The sequence below is a fragment of the Pedobacter gandavensis genome (assembly GCF_032678745.1).
Lineage (GTDB): Bacteria > Bacteroidota > Bacteroidia > Sphingobacteriales > Sphingobacteriaceae > Pedobacter > Pedobacter gandavensis_C.
In genome coordinates, this window is the sequence record NZ_JAVTST010000003.1 from 657,521 (window position 1) to 678,492 (window position 20,972).

Sequence of the window (20,972 nt, forward strand, 5' to 3'; positions counted from 1 at the left end):
CTAAAATTTAAAGATCGAATTGTTGTTGCATATTCATGGCCAAAGCAGGAGGGATTTCATTCATACTCTGTTTATCTACCATGATAATTTCTTCAAATTTAAAGTTTAAATAGCTTAAAAAATAGGAATGTCCTTTACGAAGACACATCTTTTTCAATTCATCCTTATGATTTTGAATGGTAATGTGTTGATCTTCAGAAGAACGGTTACTCAGCATCACCGAGCCTAAAAAATGAAGGTTGATATTGGAACTGCTTTGTTGATTTAAGCTCACCTGACTATTCTTTGCCAACTGTACAATAATGCCATTAAAGTTGTTCTCTGCCTGACTGTATTGATCCTCATAGCGATACACCTGTTCCTGCTGTAATTCGGGGCCACTATGGAACAAAACGGATAGGTATAAGACGCAAAATAAACTTGCCGCAATTCCAATGGCAATAGCCAATGTCCTTTTCTTTTGAGCATGAATGCGCTGCTGCTCATTTTTCTGTAATATCTTAGCTAGTATACTGTTCTTTATCGGTTCAGCATCCTCATTGAAATCCTCCAAATCACTTTCTGCCGCATCTCCATTCATCCAGCTGAGGTAAGATTCCCACTCTGCATCAGATGCCTTGCCAGATAAACACTTTTTTAATAGCTCAGGATTCATGGCTTAGTTTTATATATATTATCAATTGAATCGGTTTTCCCCTATGCATTTTATGTTCTTGGATATTTTTTAAGACCATTGCGCAGAAAGGATAGTGCTTTTGTCAATTGATTCTCTACTGTTTTTTCAGAAATGGAAAGGCCTAACGCAATTTCCTTATTGTTAAGCCCTCTTTCGCGACTTAAATTATAAATATCCTTACACCGCTCCGGAAGCAAGATGACCAGTTTCTCTATATCCTGTTTTAAAAAATGATACAGAACTTGCTTCTCCGTGTGGTTATTAAATGAAACTTGTTGCTCCTTTAATTCGTTAATCTTTCCCGTTTTTCTGATTTCATCTTTATACATCCTCGCAATCTTAAAACGAACGGATCTCACCAGATAGTTTTCCACGGTTTCCCGATGCAATACTAATGTCGCTTTGCGCTGCCATAAAGAAGTGAATAATTCTTGAACTACTTCCTCCGCTTCAAAGCGATCTCCCAAATATTTTAAGGCGATTTGATATAATTTTTGCCAATAGCATTCATATAACTGAAAAAAAGTATTTTCATCAATTATAATGGAGTCGTTGGAGTGAAATGCGGTTGATTCTGACAAAATAAAATGCGAATGCCTGCAAATATAGAGTTATTTATAATTGATCCAAATAGTTTCTGGCTTGCTAATTTGTTCAACTCTGTAAGGTTCTGAATTATTCTTTCTTTTTTCCGGTGTTAAAATGGTTCATTTGGAAAATAGAGAAATCCAGCGATCTGGAATTTAGAGCATCAATACAAATAAATTAGCGGTATGAAGTATATTCTGGGCATAGACATTGGAACGGGAAGCACAAAGGCGGTAGCACTAAATCTTAATTACGAACCAATTGACTCGGTTCAGCATCATTATCCTTTATTTTCAACCATGCCCGGATACAGTGAGCAAAATCCGGAATTGATTTGGGAAGCATTCAATCAATGTATTTCAGAAATGCAAATGCGTATGGGCGGATCTCCTGAAGCAATAGGTTTAAGTAGTGCGATGCACAGTTTGATTAGCGTAGACGAAAAGGGCAATGCTCTGGCACCAATGATGACCTGGGCAGATGCCAGAAGCTCAGATATTGCCAAACGTATCTTGGAGTCTGAATCAGGAATGGACCTCTATCAGCAAACAGGAACACCAATTCATGCCATGTCTCCACTTTGTAAACTGATCTGGTGGCAGGAGAATGAAGCTGCACTGTTTAACCGCAGTTATAAATTCATCTCTATCAAAGAATACATCTGGTACCGGTTATTTAAAGAATTTAAAGTAGATCATTCCATCGCCTCCTGTACAGGCCTATTTTCCTGGAAAACGCTAACCTGGGATGCGAACGCATTATTCCTAGCTGGAATTACGGAGGAGCAACTATCAGAACCGGTAAGCACCAGTTACCAGCGAAAAAATGAGGAAGGACTTGTTTTTGTAATCGGAGCCAGCGACGGCTGTTTAGCAAACCTTGGCAGTGATGTAAATGGGGAAGGTCTGGCTGCGCTAACGATTGGAACGAGTGGCGCAGTACGGATCTCTAGTCCGAAGCCGATTTTCAATACAGCAGCAATGACTTTTAGTTACATCCTGGATGAAAACACCTTTATTTGTGGTGGTCCAGTAAATAATGGAGGTATCGCTCTGCAATGGCTTTTAAAAAATGTGTTGGGAAAAACAGAACTTTCAACGGCTGATTATACTACTTTATTTGAAAACATAAAGACCACTTTATTGGGAAGTAATGGGTTGATTTTTCTACCCTACCTTAGTGGCGAGCGCGCGCCAATTTGGGATTCGGGGAGCTGTGGAACATTCTTTGGACTAAGGCTCCAGCATAACCAGGATCATTTGTCGAGAGCAGTACTGGAAGGAATTTGTTACGCTTTAAATGAGGTATTATTGATATTGCAACCGAATACCGAAGCGATTGGACAACTCCATGTGAGTGGAGGTTTTGTACATGCAAAGGTCTGGATGGAAATTCTGGCAGACATTACTGGTAAAGAGATCGTACTTTTGCAAACAGAAGATGCTTCCGCGATCGGTGCAGCATATATGGCAGTTAAAGTAATAGGATTAGCAACAGATTATCCGCTCTCTTCGGGAGAAAAGGAGCGTATTAAGCCTAATCCAGCCCACCATAAAATTTATCAGGAACTGTTTAGTATTTATCGTCAGTTGTATCCGGCGCTCAAATTCAGTATGCAGCAACTTGAAGGTTTTAACCAAGAATCCCTGAAACAATAGCTTGAAAAGCAGTAACCGTACCTGACTAGTCTACTAGCAGCGCAACAATAGATCATCATAGTTTCTATGTTGAGTTTCCTTTTTATCTAACTGATAATGAGTGTACAGTAGCTGTATTTTCTGTAAACGTTTCATAAGAAGTAAAAAACCCTATTTATTCCATTTAAACACTACGCAAACGTTTGATATTTTCTGGTTGAAAGGAAGTATTCTATATGTTTTGTGCCATTTTCCTATGGATAAAAAATACTTTATGGCACCCTTTTAATATTAAGGTAATTTTTTGTTTTAAATCATCGAAAATCCCTTCCTAAGCTCAAATGGGCGTCCTCCAAATATCAAACGTTTGCGTGAATTTAATGGGGATTCTGTCGGAAGCATGATCCTTTAAGTCTCTAACTTTCGAGCTCTTAAAAATGTCTAGCGCCAATGTTAGGCAAATCAGACAAATAACTCATTTAATCAGAATAATTCATGACCAAGAATTACAACTTATTTAATTGGATTCCTTACTTAAAGAAATCCTTAATGACACTAATCCTGGTGGCACTATCGGTGTTTTCAGGGATGAGTCAGACTACCAGCGTCAAGACCGGTAAGGTGATTGACGAAACTGGACTGCCTTTACCTGGCGTTTCTGTAAAGATCAAAAATGCTGCGGGCGGTACTATGACAGATTTTGACGGAAAGTTCAGCCTCAACGTTGATGATAAAGCAATCCTTGTGTTCTCTTACCTGGGTTACGATACTCAGGAAATCAGCGCAGCTGGAAAAGGACCATTTAACATCAGCCTGAAACCTAATCAGAATTTGATGGATGAAGTAGTCGTGGTTGGTTATGTTACTAAGAACAAATCACAAATCGTGAGTTCTGTATCTACGGTTTCTGCGGAGAAACTACTGGATGTAACTAGCAATAGCACTTCAGCTATGCTACAAGGTAAAGCCTCAGGCGTAAATGTAAGTTCTCCTTCAGGACAACCTGGTGGAGGAGTAAGCATTCGTATTCGTGGTACCGGAACGATTAGCTCAGGATCGGAGCCATTAATGGTGGTTGATGGAGTGATTGGCGGATCTGCAAATCCTCGTGATATTGAATCGGTAACCGTATTAAAAGATGCAGCAGCAACGGGACTTTATGGTTCCAGAGCAGCAAATGGGGTATTGGTAATCACGACTAAACAAGGTAAAGCTGGTAAAACCAAAATCGATTATAGTGGCGCTTTTGGAGTAAACAATGCTTCCGAAGGAAACTTTAAAGTGATGAATGGCCAACAGTTACGCGATTATAGTGCGTACATGTATACGAATGATTATACTGGGAAACGTGCGGCGTATATTAAGCAGCTTCAAGCGACGATTCCGAATCCAACGGAAAAAGAGATCAACGACTACCTGACCTCAAAGAACCTGGCTACAACACTTCCGGGGTATTTAAATGGTTTTATGCCGGAAGTACCAATAAATACCAACTGGAGAGATTTAGCTTTCAGACAAGGATATACCAACAATCAAGCATTGAGTATCTCTGGTGGTGATGAAAAAACTAAGTTTTATATCGGAGCCAATTATTACGATGAGCAAGGTACTTTAGTGAATACGGACTACAAAAGCTTTAACTTCCGTACCAATCTGGAACATAAAATTAACGATCGCTTTAAAGTAACGGCCAGACTTAATGCTGGTTTTACTAAAACAAACAATGACCCAAGTGGTGCTTTAGGACAATCTTATACCAACTTACCATGGAACAATCCATTCAATGCTGATGGTACCCCACGATATGTGGATGGCAATACTGAAAATTGGTATGGAAGAGAGAAAAATAACTTCTTGTTTGTAAGTGAGTATAACAGAGATAACTCCCGCGGACAAAATCTTTCCGCAGATGTGAAATTGGAATATAAAATCACAGATTGGTTAAATTTTGCAACTTCTAACCGCTATACGGTGAATAACTCACGTGCAGAAAAACTGATTGACGCACGTACACCTGGAGGAAAGGCAAATGATGGAGAGTTGTATAATGCTTATGGCTATTCTAACTCTTTTATTACTTCGAATTTGTTCAATGCTGCACATAGTTTCGGTAAACACAACCTATCAGGTATTGCAGGATTCGAATTTCAGCAAAACTATGTTGATGGGCTTTCAGCTACTGGAACAGGAATCTTTCCTGAGTTAGGATCTATGGATGCTACCGCTGTGATGAAGAAGCTTGGCGGATCAAGATCTATGAGCAGGTTTGTTTCTCAGCTATTTATGGGGGATTATAACTATGATAACCGCTATTTTGCCACAGTATCCGTTAGAAATGATGCTTCTTCAAAATTTGGACCAAATAAGAGATCAGGTTTATTCTACTCTATTGGCGCCGGATGGAACATTGCCAATGAAAGTTTCTTTGAATCTGACGTCGTGAAGACTTTAAAACTACGTGGTAGTTATGGAGTAACAGGAAACACGCCTGGTGGCGATTATGCACACTTAGACCTTTATGTGGCAAATGTGCAATATGGTGGAATTCCGGGTGCTTTCCCTCGTAGTTTACCAAATCCTAACTTAACCTGGGAAACGCCTACGACCATCAATGCAGGTGTAGATATTGGTTTATTTAACCGTATTGATTTGAGTATCGATGCTTATCAGCGTACCAATAAAGACCTGATCATAGATCGTCCACTAGCTTCTGAGACTGGATTCTATTACTCTACAGAGAATATTGGATCAGTAAGAAATAGAGGTATTGATATAGAAGTGAATACCAAAAACCTCACTGGTGAATTCAAATGGAGTACCTCATTTAACATTGGAATCAACAGAAATAAAGTGATGAATCTATACAATAATCAAGATATTGAAAGAGGAGGGTACCAAAGGATTTCTGTTGGACGTGATTTAAATTCATGGTACATGAAAGAGTGGGCTGGGGTAGATCCTGCTAATGGAAAACCATTATGGTACACCACAAAGACAGATGGGGATGGTGCGGAATACAAAGCTACAACAACGAGTTGGGCTGCAGCTGACAGACAATTTGTAGGTACCTCAACCCCTGATTTTACGGGTGGTTTAGGGAATGAGTTCTCTTACAAGAACTTTAGCCTGAATGCATTTATCAATTTTGTTTCCGGAAGTTTGGTGTACAATTCTGATCGTGAGCTTTTTGATGCAGATGGTGCTTATCCACAATACAACAGCATGTTGTTGAAAAAGGGATGGAACCGTTGGGAGAAACCAGGGGATGTGGCTACACACCCTCAAGCAGTAGCGAATGGTAATAACGATGCTAATAAACCAAGTTCAAGATACCTGGAAGATGGTTCATATATCAGACTACGTAACATTACTTTAGGATATACTTTATCCGATAAGGTGACAGAAAAATTAAAATTGTCTAATGTTCGCTTCTTTGTAAGTGGTGACAACTTAATTACACTAACCAGATTCTCTGGAATGGATCCGGAAGTTTCACTATCCACTGAGGGGAATAACTCTGTTGGTATAGTAGGTACAAAATACCCAATCAGTAAGAAAATTTTGTTTGGCGTGAATGTTAGTTTTTAAGGAGAATTTTTAAAAGAACAATGATGATAAAGAAATATAAATTGGCCGTAGCGTTATTATTAACATTATCTGCTACGTCCTGTAAAGATGCGCTGGATTTACAGCCTTATAATGCGCTGACCAGTGATCAAGTTGTAAATACGGTTGAGGGGCTACGGGCTGCAACGATTGGAACTTATAATTATATCAAAGATCCTTATTATACGCGTAATTACCACATGCTTTCGGAGTATGCAAGTGATAACGTTTCTCTTAGTGGAACCACTACGGATGCTTTATTCTATGCCTACAATTATCGCCATGTGGACGATCAATCCAATACAGAACAAATCTGGCGTAAAGGTTATCAAGCACTTTATGGTGCTACTGTGGTAATTGAGAAAGGTATTCCGGGAAATAACCCGGATATGAAGCAGCTAATTGGAGAGAATTATTTCTTAAGAGCAATGATTCACTTTGACTTGGTAAGGTTCTTTGGTCGTCCTTATACAGACGATAATGGTGAATCATTAGGGATTGTCCTAAAAACAAATACGGATGTTAAGGAGCTGAATGTACGTTCAAAAGTAAAAGATGTTTATGCTTTAGTCGTGTCGGATTTGCTAAAATCTATCGACCTGATGGGAAGTGCTAAGACTAACATCTTTGCTTCTAAAGAAGTAGCAATGGCGCTGTTAAGCAGAGTTTATTTATACATGGGTAATTATGAAGGTGCTCATGAATATGCAGATAAAGTGATCAAATCAAATAGATATGCTTTGGTGAGTTCAGCAAACCTTGCGAGTTATTACACAGTAGCGCCAGGAGGAACACAGAAATTGCAGGAAACTATTTTTGCAATTAAACATGATATAAAAGATGATCGTATTGATGATTCGATTGGATCCATGTATTTTACGGCTGGTGGCGACAATAGTTATGGCGAGATGTATGCTTCTCAGAGTTATAGAAATCTGCTGGATAAGTTCCCTAATGATTTGCGTCATGCTTTTGTTCGTCCAAATTATGAAAAAGATAAAGACGGAAATAACAAGCTAGATGGTAATGGTAATCCAATTGTAGCAAAGCGTAATGGCTATCCTATTTATTACATCATGAAGTATTCTTATCAGGATAATATCGAAACTTTAAGTTCTCCAGTGATTCTACGTCTTGCAGAAATGTATCTGACCAGAGCTGAGGCGGCGGTTAAACTGGGCAGACCAAGCGAAGCTTTCGCAGATGTTAACTTAATCAGAGAACGTGCTGGTTTAAAAGGTCAAGAGTTGTTTTCTCCCGCAAACATGATGGGATATACGGATGTATTAAACATTGTATTAGACGAAAGAAGATTGGAACTTTCTTTTGAAGCGCAACGTAAATTCGATGTGTTCAGAAACAAACGTACTATGGTTAGAGATTACCCTGGTACACATTTACCATCAGGACAAATCACTCAGGAGATTCCTTATACTTCTCCACGTGTGATATATTATATTCCGAGAAGTGAGTTGACAGTTAATCCTAAGCTGATTCAAAACCCATAAAATAAACCTTAGTTAGTAAATAGTAATAAAAAGGCCGGTAATTTTTTTACCGGCCTTTCTTCGTTTAAAGTAGTTTCCGCCGCTTAAAATCATAGCTTGAAAATATATTTTAAAATTCCTTGGTAAAAATTCCATTCCTTCTGCACTTGTAGATAGAACCAAATACTAAACTGGAATGAAATATACCGCTTACGCCGTTGAAGACTTTTTAACCGAGGATAGTTTCCTTAACTATTGTCTCGAAAATGATCAGGAAGCGGTGCTGTTCTGGGAAAACATCAAAAATACCCATCCCGAATTGGAAGAGCGAATCCTCAAAGCCAGAACACTTTTCTATCTGCTGGCTGTAAAAGTTGATCCTCTTGAAAAAGAACAGGAACTGGATCGGTTGAAAATGGCGATTGACCAACTCGAAGAAAGCTCTGTCGTAATACCGTCCCGAATACAAGAAACACCAACATACAACGCTCCTACCAGAAAGCTCTGGTTCAACACCAGGAGGTCATGGATTTCCATTGCTGCAACGTTCTTGGTAACAATAGGTATATACGCCATCCTCAATAAGAAAGATTACGAAACAACCATTCCTACAGCTATAGAAACCAGTAATGGTATCTTGATCAAAACGGCCTATAACGAACGTAAAACCATTACCCTTAGTGATGGTAGCAAGGTCACCATCAACGGACTGACGGAATTGAAACTGGATCCAAATTTCAATGGAAAAAACCGGATGATCTGGCTAAATGGAGAAGCTTATTTTGATGTCGCTAAAAACAAAGAAAAACCTTTCATTGTCATCACTGGAAAAACAACAACAACAGCGCTCGGCACTTCTTTTAAAATCAACAATTACAGCAGAAGAAAGGAAACTTCCGTGATGTTAAACACAGGAAAAGTAAGTGTTGGTACCATCGTTAACAATCACGTAAAAGAAGAATTGGTATTGTCGCCGGGTGAACAGGTCGACATTAGTTCCGGTCCGGATAAATTGGTGAAAACTATGTTTAATCGCCAGAAGATTGCCGATTGGTACAACAGAAATCTCGTCTTTTCAAAAGCCTCTCTTCAAGAAATCAAATCCCTGCTAAAAGAAACTTATGGGATAGAAATTATTGCCAAAAACGCACCTAAAAACCCCATCGCCTTTACTGGAAAGTTCTATGATAAAGGCCTTACGGAAGTATTGAGTGCCATAGGTTTCTCTAACCATTTTACCTATGTCATTATTGGAGATCGTGTAGAACTCAGCTTCCAGGAATAAGCAAAAAAAACTAACCAAATAAACTAACCTTTAACCAGCATGAACAAAAACTTACCATGTTATTACTATTTCTATGGGCTTTTATTTAAAGTATGCCTGTGTTTTGTATGCATCGTTTCCTTATCAGGATTTGCACAATCGAAAGATAAAGTCTATTCCTTTAAATGGAAACAAGCGACCTTATTAACTGCTTTTAAACAGATAGAGAAAGAAGCAAATGTGCATTTCTCTTATAATCCACTAGACCTGGATGAAAGTGCTAAAATTAACTTAACCGCCGATAAATGGAAAATCAACCAGGTGTTGGACGCGATTTCTCAACAGATCGATATCCGCTATCAGATCAATGGAGAAACGATTATGGTACGGTCAAATAAAGATAAAGTTGCGCAAAGGAAGGAATTTAGCCTCAGCGGTAAAGTAACCGACCTTAGCAATAGTCCGCTTCCTGGTGTAGCCGTGTCCAATAAATCCACAGGCAAAAGCACCATGACCTCCGGTAATGGTACTTTTACAATTGCTGCAAGTAAAGGGGATGTCATTCATTTTAAAATGATCGGTTTCCAGTTGGTGACACTTACCGCCAATGATCTCGATAAAAATGTTAATGTGGTATTGAAAGAAGAAGTTACAGAACTTCGTGAAGCAGTAGTCACGGCACTAGGGATCAAAAGAGAAGAACGTTCCTTGGGCTATGCAGTCTCACAAGTAGATGGCGAAGAACTTAAAAAAGCCCGGGAAACCAATGTGATCAATTCATTGGCAGGGAAAGTTCCCGGTCTGATCATTAACAGTACTGCTGGTGGACCAGCTGGATCTTCCAGGGTAATTATTAGGGGAAATACCAGCATTACCGGTAACAACCAACCTTTATATGTAGTAGATGGAATCCCGATGGACAACTCCAACTACGGACAGGCCGGAGGAAAAGACAATCCCGGAGGCGTGGATTTTGGAGATGCCATTTCGGCCATAAACCCGGATGATGTAGATAAGATCAGTATCCTTAAAGGACCTTCCGCTTCTGCACTTTATGGTAGCAGAGCCGCCAATGGCGTTATTCTCATCACCATGAAAAAGGGAAAAGGTGATAAAGGTCTGGGCATCGAATTTAACAGCACCTCCACATTAGAAAATCAGTTGACTTCTTTTGATGGCTATCAGACGCAATATGGACAAGGAAATAACCAGTTACTGAACTTAACCCCAGACCAGGCGAGAACCAGTCTGCGTCAGAATTTCGGGCCTAAAATTGATGCAGGATTAAGAACAGCCTCTTTTGATGGCATCGATAGACCGTATGCACTGGTAGAAGATAATATCAGTAATTTCTTTAGAACAGGGTCAACATTTACCAATACGATCTCTTTCTCGAATTCAAATGATGTTTCCTCTTTCCGCCTCTCTGCTTCAGATCTGAGAAACAACGACATTGTTCCGGAATCAAACATGAGGAGGAACTCTTTCACCTTTAATGGGACTTCAAAATTCGGGTCTAAACTGACAATGGAAGCCAGAGCATTCTACATGAATGAAAATGTGAACAACAGACCGGCATTGGCAGATGACGCTTCTAATATTGGAAATAGTTTTATCGGGCTGGCCAATACACTCGATCAAGGCATGTTTAAAAATGCCTATAAAACGGCTACCGGCGATTATCTGGAATGGGGTGGTGGCGTATATAATATCAACCCATACTGGATCATCAACGAAATGAAAAACAAAACCAGTAAAAACAGGTTTATGGGTTCGATACAGTTGAACTATAATATCTTGAGCTGGTTAAACCTGCAGGGAAGGGTCGCCACAGACCAGATGGATATGGACTATGAAAAATTTGCTCCACCTACTACGCCAAGAAATATTACTGGTCAGCTGGATCTGTTAAATCGTAATTTTACCACTACAGAGGCAGACGTGCTATTAACGGCTCAAAAACAGGTGACCAAGGATTTACATTTGTCTGCCAGACTAGGAGGAAGTATTTCCAGGGTCAGTAATAAAGGTGAGTCCCTCACTTTTTCCAACATGACAGTGAGAGATGTGGTAACGCCAAACAGCTTTGCCGATAAATCAATTATTCCTACTCATTTAAGAAAACACCTGAATTCAGTGTATGGATTATTCAGTGCAGGTTATAAAAGCTATTTGTACCTGGATGCGAGCGTGCGCCAGGATGCTTCTTCTACCTTACCAGTAAAGCACAATAGCTATACTTATCCTTCTGTAGCCACTAGTTTTGTATTTTCTGATGCTTTTAAAATTGACAACAGTATTCTTTCTTTTGGTAAATTAAGGTTATCCGCAGCGGAAGTAGGTAATGATACCGATCCTTATCAGCTGGATCTTTATTATGGATTGAATCCCTTATCGTTCAATGGAAGCTCACAAGGAGGGATCTCCGGGGATATTCTACCCAATAAAAACCTGAAACCTACCCGTACCCGTTCCTATGAAATGGGTACAGAACTTCGGTTTCTGGGAAATAGAATCGGACTGGATGTAACCCTTTATACCCAAAAGTCAAGAGACCAGATCAATAAGGTCCCTGCACCGATATCTTCAGGTTTTGCTTACCAGATTGTTAATGCAGGGGTGATTTCCAATAAAGGAATCGAGGTGATGCTGAATACAAAACCGATCGTTGGGAAAGACTTTAACTGGGATCTTAGTGTCAATTTCGCCAGAAATGTCAATCAGGTAGAATCCCTGGCAGATGGTATTCCTTACCTAAGTCTTTCCGATGCACGATGGTTAGGGGTCTCTATTGTGGCGATGCCTGGTGCTGCATATGGCTCAATCCTGGCCTATAAAGAACTGAAGGATGAGAATGGGAACACCATTTTAGACCCGAAAAAATCTTTAACACCAAAAAGAAATTCTTACCGTGAGGTGATTGGAAAAGGAACTTACAGCTGGACTGGTGGAATATCTAGTGTGATGAATTATAAAAACTTCGGCTTAAATTTCGTAGTCGATGTGAAACAAGGTGCCGATCTTTTCTCGATGACCAATCTGTTTGCTGCGGTTAGGGGCAGCCTCAATACCACACTTGAGGGTAGAGAGGAATGGATTAAGTCTGAAGAGGAAAGGCTATCGGCCGGTAAAACATTTGAGCAATGGAAAGCAGCGGGCAATGTACGTGGATACGTACCGAAAGGCGTTGTTAATGTGGGAACGGATGAAAAACCTGTCTATGTAGAAAATACCGAAGCGGTAGATCCTGCTCTGTATTGGGGTAGCGTTTATCCTAGCGATAGTGGTGTCGGTAAGCCTTATGTATACGATGCGACTTATGTGAAAATGAGAGAAATTACGCTAAGCTACAGAGTCCCTGTTTCATTTTCTTCCAGATTGGGGCTAAAAGATATTCAGGTAGCTGTGGTGAGTAGAAACCCATTTATTATCTATAAGAATGTGCCTAATGTAGACCCGGATTCCAATTATAGCAATGGGAATGGACAAGGTTTGGAATATGGATCATTGCCAACAAGAAGAAGCTGGGGCTTTAACCTAAACTTCAGATTTTAATTCAAATCACACGAACATGAAAAAATATTTTAATCAAATCATACCCGCTGTCCTGATCACGATGCTAGTACTTAGCTCTTGTAAGAAATTTGGGGGTGTCAATACAGATCCTCATAGATCCAGCGGATTAGATCCGGCCCTACAACTGGCAAATGTACAGTTGCGTTATTCAGGGAATTTTGAAGTCAATGAAAAGATCAGCACCATCCTGACTATGCCTTTTATACAGCATACCGCAGGAATATATCTGGTAAAAAGTGGACAGTTTTATATCAAAAATAGAGCTTATACCTCCGCTCTTTGGAATGTAAACTACGGGAACGATATTTTAAATATTGTTGATGCTGTAGATAGAAGCCAGGGTGATCCCTCAAAAACCAATATCAATGCAGCATGTAGAATCATGAAGGTGTTGCTATTTGCCAGAATGACAGATATGTATGGCGATATCCCCTATAAGCAAGCAGGAAAAGGGTATAAAGATGGGATCATCAGACCAGAATTTGATACGCAGGAATCTATCTATAATGATTTTTTTAAAGAACTGACGGAAGCTTCTGCACAGCTTGACCCCTCAAAAGATCAGTTGAAAGGTGATTTGTTCTATAACGGAAATATTGCTTCCTGGAAAAAGTTTGCCAATTCTCTACGTTTGAGGTATGCAATGCGCCTGGTAAAACGTAATCCTGAAAGAGCAAAGGCAGAAGCGCAAGCCGCTTTTGCAGCCGGACTGATCTCCAGTCATGAAGACATCTGTAAGTTAATGCATGAAAATGTACAATCTAAAGATGATGATGCCAGAGGGAATTCCGTTGCGGTAACGATTAACAGCGCGGAATTGCCTCCAAAAGTAACAACTACTTTAGTCGATCAGTTTGTGAAAACGAATGATCCAAGGTTAAAAAATATGATCCGATGCTATACAGAGATCAATTCTAAACCCTTTGACCGTATAGATGTGACAGACCTTGTTGTTGCTGAAATTGGATATGTAGGCGTAAAACCAGCCAGCTATACTTATAACGATTGGCTGGATATTTTGCCCGTACAGATTCCAGGTTTTGGAGAGAAGAGATTAACGAATGCGGAGCAGAAAGCGGAATTTGCTAATTACTTGATTAAAAGTGATGCGCCATTTTTACACTTTACTCATGCTGAAGTAGAATTCTTATTGGCAGAAGCCAATATCCGTTTTGGATTAAACATGGGTGGTGATGCACAAAGTCATTATGAAAAAGGAATTGCTGCGGCCATGAGACAACTGAGCCTGTTTCAGGGATCTCCGACAATCTCCAATACTGCGGTGACGAATTTCATCAATAGCAACAAAATGATACCTGGGAAAGAAATAGAAATGATCAACACGCAGTTGTGGTTGGCTTTAATATTTAATGGACAGGAAGCTTATGCCAATTGGAGAAGAACCGGTTTTCCGCAGTTGATTCCAGGAGTAATGAGCGAATCTAATAGCAATGAAATCCCAAGAAGATTGGAATATCCTCTAGAAGAGACCGAGCAAAATGCAGCAAATGTAGCAAAAGCTGTACAAGCTCTTGGCGGTCTCGATGATTGGACCAAACGCGTGTGGTGGGATAAACAGTAATTTCTTAATCCAAACTTATAAAAGATGAACAACATAAAATATATCCTGTTATCCGCTTTCTTTTGTCTTTCCATCCTTTCTGGTTGTAAGAAAGACGATACTGACGCGGGGAAGGAAGGGGAGTTTTACCCTAGAATTTTTGATAGAAACGGGGCCTTTCGCCTTGCAAGTAGCATCATTGCAGAAGGAGAATCCGCGGTCTTTACGGGCTTGCAATTCTCGCCTTCCGACCGCGCAAGTGTAGTATGGAAGGTGAACGATAAAGTGGTTTCTTCAGATACGGCATTTGTTTTTAAGCCTACTGCCGGTGGGGAATATAAGATCAGTGTGGAAGCCTCTTATAATGGTAAAACGACTTCGCGGACCTCAAATATTTTAGTAAATCCAAGTACCTATACCTTCAAGCCTTTTACAAATGTGGCTTTAGCTTATTTGTCGGCGGATGGATTGGCAAAAGATATCGATTGGGGGAAAGTAACACATGTGGCTTTCAAATGTGGTTGGGTAAATTCCGACGGACTAGATGTGACATTCGGACAAAGGAACCGCGCTGCGGATGAGTTGGTCGCCAAGGCACATATCAACCAAACTCCCGTGATTCTTGGGATTTCAGGAAATTTAAGTGGAATTGATGGGTGGTCAAGATATGAAAGCAATGATTTTGGTGCAGTGATCATCGACCCTGCAAAAAGAGCGGCATTAGTTCAGCAGGTAGTTGCCTATGTGATTGCCAGAAAAATGGATGGGGTAGATGTCATGATGACTGACCTTAGCATCTCCGGTGATAAAAATATTGCAGCCGTAGGACCGCTGATTAGAGAATTGAAAGCAGCATTACCAGCAAAAGCACTAGTAACAGCCACTGTAGCCACAAACTGGTTACGTGGTCAGTATGGCAATCTGGCGGCTGCGGATTGGGTAAATGTCCATGCCTTTGAAGATGGTGCTATTAGTCCGGGCTCAGTCAGAGCGCAGTCTTCCAGCTATGATTATATGGTCAGCTGTGCAGCAAACTGGCTATCGCTACTTCCTAAGGATAAGATCGTGTTGGGAATGCCTGCTTTTGGTTTACGTTATACAGCAATTGATGCCAATGGGAATAACCTGAGTTGGGGTTCTTACGATTATGTGAAATATTTCGATATCTTAAATCATGATCCACAGGCTTTCAGTAAGGAGACCACTAACATGGCCTTTGGGGTTTTCTATAATGGCATCCCATTAATAGAGAAGAAAGCGAAATATATTAAGGCTACAGGATTTAAAGGCGCATATTTATGGGCCGCAGACTATGATGTATTAGGGGATAAATCTCTGATGGCAACCATTGCCAAAGACTTGAAATAGCTAAATCTATCAAGCGAATGCCAGGCCTGGACCGGATGGTTTCTCTTTGGAAAGATCTTTTGATGAATTTTAGTACAATAAATCAAAATTTGCTCGTGTACAGAAAGAGGGGAAACCCTCTTTCTATTGCCATGGTTCTCCCTGCATCACCAGGCATAGAAACAGTAACAACTCCCGCAGTACATTTACTGCATTATGAAGCGTATTATAAACCGTCCGCTCAGTCAAAGAGGTTCGTTCAGCAATCTCTTTAAAAGACAAGCAATCGAAATAGCGCATTTGAATGATTTCCTTCTGTCGGGGTGTTAAACAACTCAAAGCATACAGTAACCTTTTTTTTAGGTGTTCGTCCTCCTGACTGGCAATTAGAATGCTTTCATAAGAACTTTCTGCAATAAACCGCTCTTCGATATCGTCTAAAGAAACCTCATCTCCAGCAGTAGTATTGATGAAAGTTTGATTGGTTTTGAAAATGATCCGCTTATAAATGGTAAAAACATATTGCTGGATGTTGTTGACTTCTTTTAACTTATCTCGAATTTGCCAAAGCTCAATAAACAGGTTTTGTATGCTTTCTTTGATCAATTCGGGGTTTCTGTATAAGGATAACCCAAATCGGTATAGGTCATCATAAAAGTAGCTGAAACAAGCATACAAACCTTGTTTCTCACCTTCTGCTAATAACTTCCAATTTTTTATAAATTGCTGTTGCTGATCGTCCATTGATGAGGGCTTACTGTATCGTGAAGAAGCGTCTTGTAAGTTAAACGAAAATAAGAAAAAAAATACAATATATTTGCTTTATGTCATCACATCACATCGTTAGAGAAAAACAAGAACCCGCATTATATATTCATGATCTGGGCGCGTTTAATGAAGAATATCTGGGCCAGCTCTTGGAGTGGAGTCCTACTTTAATCGTCAATGCTGCATTGTATGAGAAAATCATTAGCCTTGGACTAAAAGTAGACATTGTAGTGAACCCTGCCGATCAGGAGTTCTTCCAGGAGAATACAAAAGTTATTCCTGCAAAAGGGGAGCCCTTGGATGCGGTATTGGACTACCTCATCGCAGAAAAATATGCAGCAGTTAATGTGATTGATACTAAAACCAAGCTTAGGGAGTTGGGTAGTTATATAGATGAGATCAATATTGTGGTATTTACGGCGACGGAAAAAGCCTATGCAATAAAGTCAGGCTTCTCGGTTTGGAAACCGAAAGACAGTGTATTCCATATTGAAGTGTTGTCTTATTTTGAAACTAGTAACCTGAAACAAAATGAAAACGAGGAATTCGTTGTGATCAATGATGGATTTGTCACCTTCACGTTTAACACCTCCTATTTATTTATCAGTGAAAAGTTATGATCCTAATTAGGAAAGGAAAAGAGAAAGATCTGAGTTCCATTCAGGAGATCGCCAAAGTCACCTGGGGTCCTACATATACCGGTATCATTAGCCAGGAACAAATCGATTATATGTTGGAAAAGATGTATAATAAAGGCGTTTTGCTAGAGCAGCTGTTGGCCGGTTATGCCTTTCTGATTGCAGAAATTGAGGATAAAGATGTGGGTTTTGCCTCTTATTCAAAGCTGGATGACCGAAAGGATGCCTATAAACTGCACAAGCTTTATGTGTTGCCGGAAGTTCATGGCATGGGCGTGGGTAAATTCCTGATCAATGAGGTGTTCGACAAGGTAAGGGAAGCAGGTGGTAAAAGCCTGGAATTAAATGTGAATCGCGCCAATAAATCCACGGAGTTTTATAAAAAGGCCGGATTTAAAATAAAAGAAACCGTTAACCTGGAAATTGGCAACGGTTTCTTTATGAATGATTATGTAATGGAAAAGACCATCTGATAAAAGATGGCCTTTTCATTGCTTAATGACCGCGTATTGGATCTTTAGGCTTAGTTACATTCGGGTATTTATAAGTTTTCATTTCGTCCTGCAGCACTTTAATGGTACGATCTAATTGAGGATCTCTACCTTCCAGTAAGTCTTTAGGCGTCTGTTCTACGAAGATATCAGGTGCTACGCCTTCATTTTCGATAATCCATTTTCCATCAGTATCATAAACACCGAAGTTAGGGGAGGTGATGCTTCCACCATCAAGTAACTTTGGATAACCGCTGATTCCTACAAGGATACCCATCGTAGTACGACCAACTAATTTACCTAAGCCTCTCTTTTTAAACATATACGGCATCATATCGCCTCCAGAACCTGCATTCTCATTCATCAACATGGCTTTTGGACCAAAGATTCCATTACCTGGAGTGGTGAAACTTTTCCCATCTCTGATGGCCCAGTAACTCATCAACTCACGGCTCAACAGGTCGATCACATAATCTGCTACCCAACCGCCACCATTGTTTCTTTCGTCTATCAACAAGGCTTTTTTATCCATTTGTGAGAAATAATACCTGTTGAAATACGCGTATCCATCAGGACCGGTATTAGGCATATACACATAAGCGATTTTGCCATCACTTAGTTTATCTACTCTTTTACGGTTGCTTTCAACCCAGTCCATCTTTCTCAACTCGAACTCTTGTCCGCCAGATACAGGTACCACCACCACTTCTCTCGCACCATCTAAACTTGGTTTGCTGTTCACTTTTATTGCAACCTGCTTACCTGCTTTGAAATCAAAAAGACTATAAATAGAAGTTTTTGAAGTCAAGGGTACACCCTCTACAGACAGGATATAATCACCTTCTTTGATGTTTAGCCCAGGTTCTGCAAGTGGCGCTTTAAAGCTTGGATTCCAATCCAAACGGGTGAAAATCTTTTTGATCTTATAAAATCCATTCTCGATTTCATAGTCTGCACCCAGCATGCCTACAGAAACAGAAGGCGCTTCAGGCTCATCACCTGGAGATATGTAATTGTGTCCAACAACCATCTCACCCATCATCTCATTGAAAACATAAGAAAGATCTGAGCGATGGTTTACATATGGAAGGAACTTCTCATACTTCACTTTCATCGCAGGCCAATCGGCACCATGCATGTTTTCTACATAGAAGAAATCTTTCTCCATACTCCAAACCTCATCAAACATCTGTTTCCACTCAGCTGCAGGGTCTACCAATACCTTGATACCTTCCAGTTTTAGCTTTCCACTTTCTGAGCTACCTGGTTTTTTTCCGGCATCAACAATATAATAGTTCCCTCTGGAGCCATATAGCATAGATTTTCCATCAGCACTGATGCTCAGACTAGAAATTCCGGTAACCAGTGTGCTGGTTTCCATTTTTTTCAAATCCAGGGCACCAAGTTCTCCATTTCTAAAATAAAGCAATTGGCCGTCTACAGCACCATCCAGTCCTTGAAGTCCACTGGAAGGAATAGGAAGTGAAATAATACGACCACTCAAATCATCAAGGTCAATCTCTGTGGTTTTCTTTACCGGAGGAGCAGCTGGCTTCTCTTCTTCTTTTCCTTTCTTATCTTTTTTCGAAGCGTCTTTTTTAGGCTCTTCTTTTTTCTTCGCTGGTGTATCCTCAGATTTTACGACCTCTTCGTCACTTTCTGTTTTATATAAAGAAGGTGTTTTCTTAGAAAGAATCAGTGCGTAAGCGTTGTAATTTACCGGACGTTGGTAAGCCGACATGTGTAATCCGCTATTGGTTAAGCCAACATCAGTACTCGCCAGGAAGAATAGATATTTACCGTCTCTGCTGAAAGTAGGTCCATTAACATCACTCATCCCATCAGTTACCTGTGTATGTTTTTCAGTATCCAGGTTGTATATATAGGCGGCACTTACCGAATTTGGTAAGGTTGCTACATAAGAAATCCATTTGGAATCCGGCGACCAGGCCGGCTGTAGCGCACTAAATGACCTGTTAGGAGAGGAACCATCTTTATCTGCCTTCACCAATACCGGCTTACGGTCATTGATATCGATATAGAACAAATTCAAGTGAGCATCACCATAGAATAGTTTTTTACTATCAGGCGACCATACTGGTTGATAATAAAACGGCGTTTTTCCAAGAGGGATATAAATTGGTGCTGCTTTCGTTGCCTGATTCAGGAGTACCAACTGATAACTGCCATTTTTATCGGACAAATAAGAAATATACTTCCCATCTGGCGACCATGCCGGGAATTTCTCATAACTACCTGGTGAGTTAGATAAGTTTCTAGCATCACCTTTTTCTTTAGGAACAGAATAGATCTCCCCGCGACTTTCAAACAAAGCTCTGACTCCGGAAGGAGAGATTTCTGAATTGCGGATATCACCGGCCATATTAATATAATGAGGCCTTTTGTAGGGTGCATCTGCCTGAATATTGATGGCTACACTACTAACTTTGTTGTTCGCAGTTTCTAAAATATGTGCTTTACCAGCTTGTTCAAAAACAACAGCTCCTGGACCGGCAGTCAATGTTTTGATGTCGTAATCCTTGAAATTCGTTAACTTTTCAGTCTTTTTGCTTTTAACATCATAACTGAATAGGTTCATGGTCAGGTCCCTGTCTGACAAGAAATAAATCTTATTGCCTATCCATTGTGGTTTCACATTATTGGAACCCGGACCAGGAATGATTTCTATGTCCTTTGTTTGGGTGTCAAAGATCCAGATCTGTGGCATCCCTCCACCACGATAACGTTTAAAAGCGACATTCGAGCGTTCAGAAGGGTCTGAGTTTTTGATGTAAGCCCAGTATCTTTTGTCAGCTGAAGGCGTCCCTTGCGCAGCTTCCGGCATAGGTAATGCCTTTTCAGCAGTTCCATCGATATTGATCTGGTGCATCCTCGGACTTAAAGCAAATTGAAAGTCTCTGGTCGAAGTAAAGTACAATTGGTTATTGTCAAGCCATCCTCTCAGTACATCTGCTGAAGGGTGAAAAGTGACACGCTTAGGATCGCCACCTTCAATTGGAATGACATAAACATCCGTATTGCCATCATAGTTTCCGGTAAAAGCGATTTGTTTCCCATCAGGAGAGAACAAGGGATTTTGTTCAACGGCCGGGTTTACAGTCAGCCGCCTTGGATTGCTACCGTCTTTGTCGGAGATCCAGATGTCGCCACCATAAACAAAAGCCATATGATTGGCACTTACTGAAGGGCTACGGATTAAAAGGGTTTCTTGTTTTTGCGCATTAACAGGGAGGGTAAATCCCAATGTCATCGTGACCGATAATGCTGCAGCGGCTAGAAATGACAGTTGATTAGGTTTAAGAAAGGTCATAA

General features: G+C 40.2%; 13 protein-coding genes. 9 read left to right on the top strand and 4 right to left on the bottom strand.

Annotation, left to right across the window (positions count from 1 at the left end; translation table 11 throughout):
* Positions 1-7: 7 nt before the first annotated feature.
* Both R2S10_RS14150 and R2S10_RS14155 read right to left on the bottom strand, forming a co-directional pair.
* Positions 8-655 (bottom strand): hypothetical protein, encoded by a 648-nt coding sequence (locus tag R2S10_RS14150; RefSeq protein WP_316841071.1) that lies wholly within the window; start codon positions 653-655, stop codon positions 8-10.
* Between the two features lie 50 nt (positions 656-705).
* Positions 706-1,257 (bottom strand): RNA polymerase sigma-70 factor, encoded by a 552-nt coding sequence (locus tag R2S10_RS14155; protein WP_316841072.1) that lies wholly within the window; start codon positions 1,255-1,257, stop codon positions 706-708.
* 192 nt (positions 1,258-1,449) lie between these two features.
* Between R2S10_RS14155 and R2S10_RS14160 the strand changes: the two genes are divergently transcribed.
* The 7 genes from R2S10_RS14160 to R2S10_RS14190 all read left to right on the top strand — a co-directional run bounded on the left by R2S10_RS14160 (position 1,450) and on the right by R2S10_RS14190 (position 15,763).
* A complete protein-coding gene (locus R2S10_RS14160) occupies positions 1,450-2,922 on the top strand; it encodes a gluconokinase (RefSeq protein WP_316841073.1) in 1,473 nt (490 codons plus the stop codon).
* Between the two features lie 474 nt (positions 2,923-3,396).
* Positions 3,397-6,489, top strand: a complete 3,093-nt coding sequence (locus R2S10_RS14165) for a TonB-dependent receptor (RefSeq protein WP_316841074.1) — start codon at positions 3,397-3,399, stop codon at positions 6,487-6,489.
* 20 nt (positions 6,490-6,509) lie between these two features.
* Complete coding sequence (locus R2S10_RS14170) at positions 6,510-8,015, top strand: RagB/SusD family nutrient uptake outer membrane protein (RefSeq protein ID WP_316841075.1); 1,506 nt, start codon at positions 6,510-6,512, stop codon at positions 8,013-8,015.
* Positions 8,016-8,190: 175 nt separating this feature from the next.
* The gene (locus R2S10_RS14175; RefSeq protein ID WP_316841076.1) at positions 8,191-9,279 is read left to right on the top strand and encodes a FecR family protein; all 1,089 of its coding nucleotides are present in this window, start codon (positions 8,191-8,193) and stop codon (positions 9,277-9,279) included.
* A gap of 39 nt (positions 9,280-9,318) precedes the next feature.
* Positions 9,319-12,813, top strand: coding sequence for a SusC/RagA family TonB-linked outer membrane protein (locus R2S10_RS14180; protein WP_316841077.1), 3,495 nt, complete (start codon positions 9,319-9,321; stop codon positions 12,811-12,813).
* A gap of 16 nt (positions 12,814-12,829) precedes the next feature.
* Positions 12,830-14,416 (top strand): SusD/RagB family nutrient-binding outer membrane lipoprotein, encoded by a 1,587-nt coding sequence (locus tag R2S10_RS14185; RefSeq protein ID WP_316841078.1) that lies wholly within the window; start codon positions 12,830-12,832, stop codon positions 14,414-14,416.
* A gap of 24 nt (positions 14,417-14,440) precedes the next feature.
* Positions 14,441-15,763: a glycosyl hydrolase family 18 protein gene (locus R2S10_RS14190; RefSeq protein ID WP_316841079.1), complete on the top strand. Its 1,323-nt coding sequence runs from the start codon at positions 14,441-14,443 to the stop codon at positions 15,761-15,763.
* A gap of 123 nt (positions 15,764-15,886) precedes the next feature.
* Here R2S10_RS14190 and R2S10_RS14195 read toward each other — a convergent pair whose 3' ends face one another.
* Positions 15,887-16,486 (bottom strand): sigma-70 family RNA polymerase sigma factor, encoded by a 600-nt coding sequence (locus R2S10_RS14195; RefSeq protein ID WP_316841080.1) that lies wholly within the window; start codon positions 16,484-16,486, stop codon positions 15,887-15,889.
* A gap of 80 nt (positions 16,487-16,566) precedes the next feature.
* Here R2S10_RS14195 and R2S10_RS14200 point away from each other — a divergent pair, with 80 nt between their 5' ends.
* Both R2S10_RS14200 and R2S10_RS14205 read left to right on the top strand, forming a co-directional pair.
* Positions 16,567-17,130, top strand: coding sequence for a thiamine pyrophosphokinase (locus tag R2S10_RS14200; RefSeq protein ID WP_316841081.1), 564 nt, complete (start codon positions 16,567-16,569; stop codon positions 17,128-17,130).
* Positions 17,127-17,621: a GNAT family N-acetyltransferase gene (locus R2S10_RS14205; RefSeq protein ID WP_316841082.1), complete on the top strand. Its 495-nt coding sequence runs from the start codon at positions 17,127-17,129 to the stop codon at positions 17,619-17,621. The genes R2S10_RS14200 and R2S10_RS14205 overlap by 4 nt, the downstream gene beginning before the upstream one ends.
* A gap of 22 nt (positions 17,622-17,643) precedes the next feature.
* Here the strand turns inward: R2S10_RS14205 and R2S10_RS14210 are convergent, their stop codons facing one another.
* A complete protein-coding gene (locus tag R2S10_RS14210; protein ID WP_316841083.1) occupies positions 17,644-20,970 on the bottom strand; it encodes a PDZ domain-containing protein in 3,327 nt (1,108 codons plus the stop codon).
* Between the last annotated feature and the right edge of the window lie 2 nt (positions 20,971-20,972).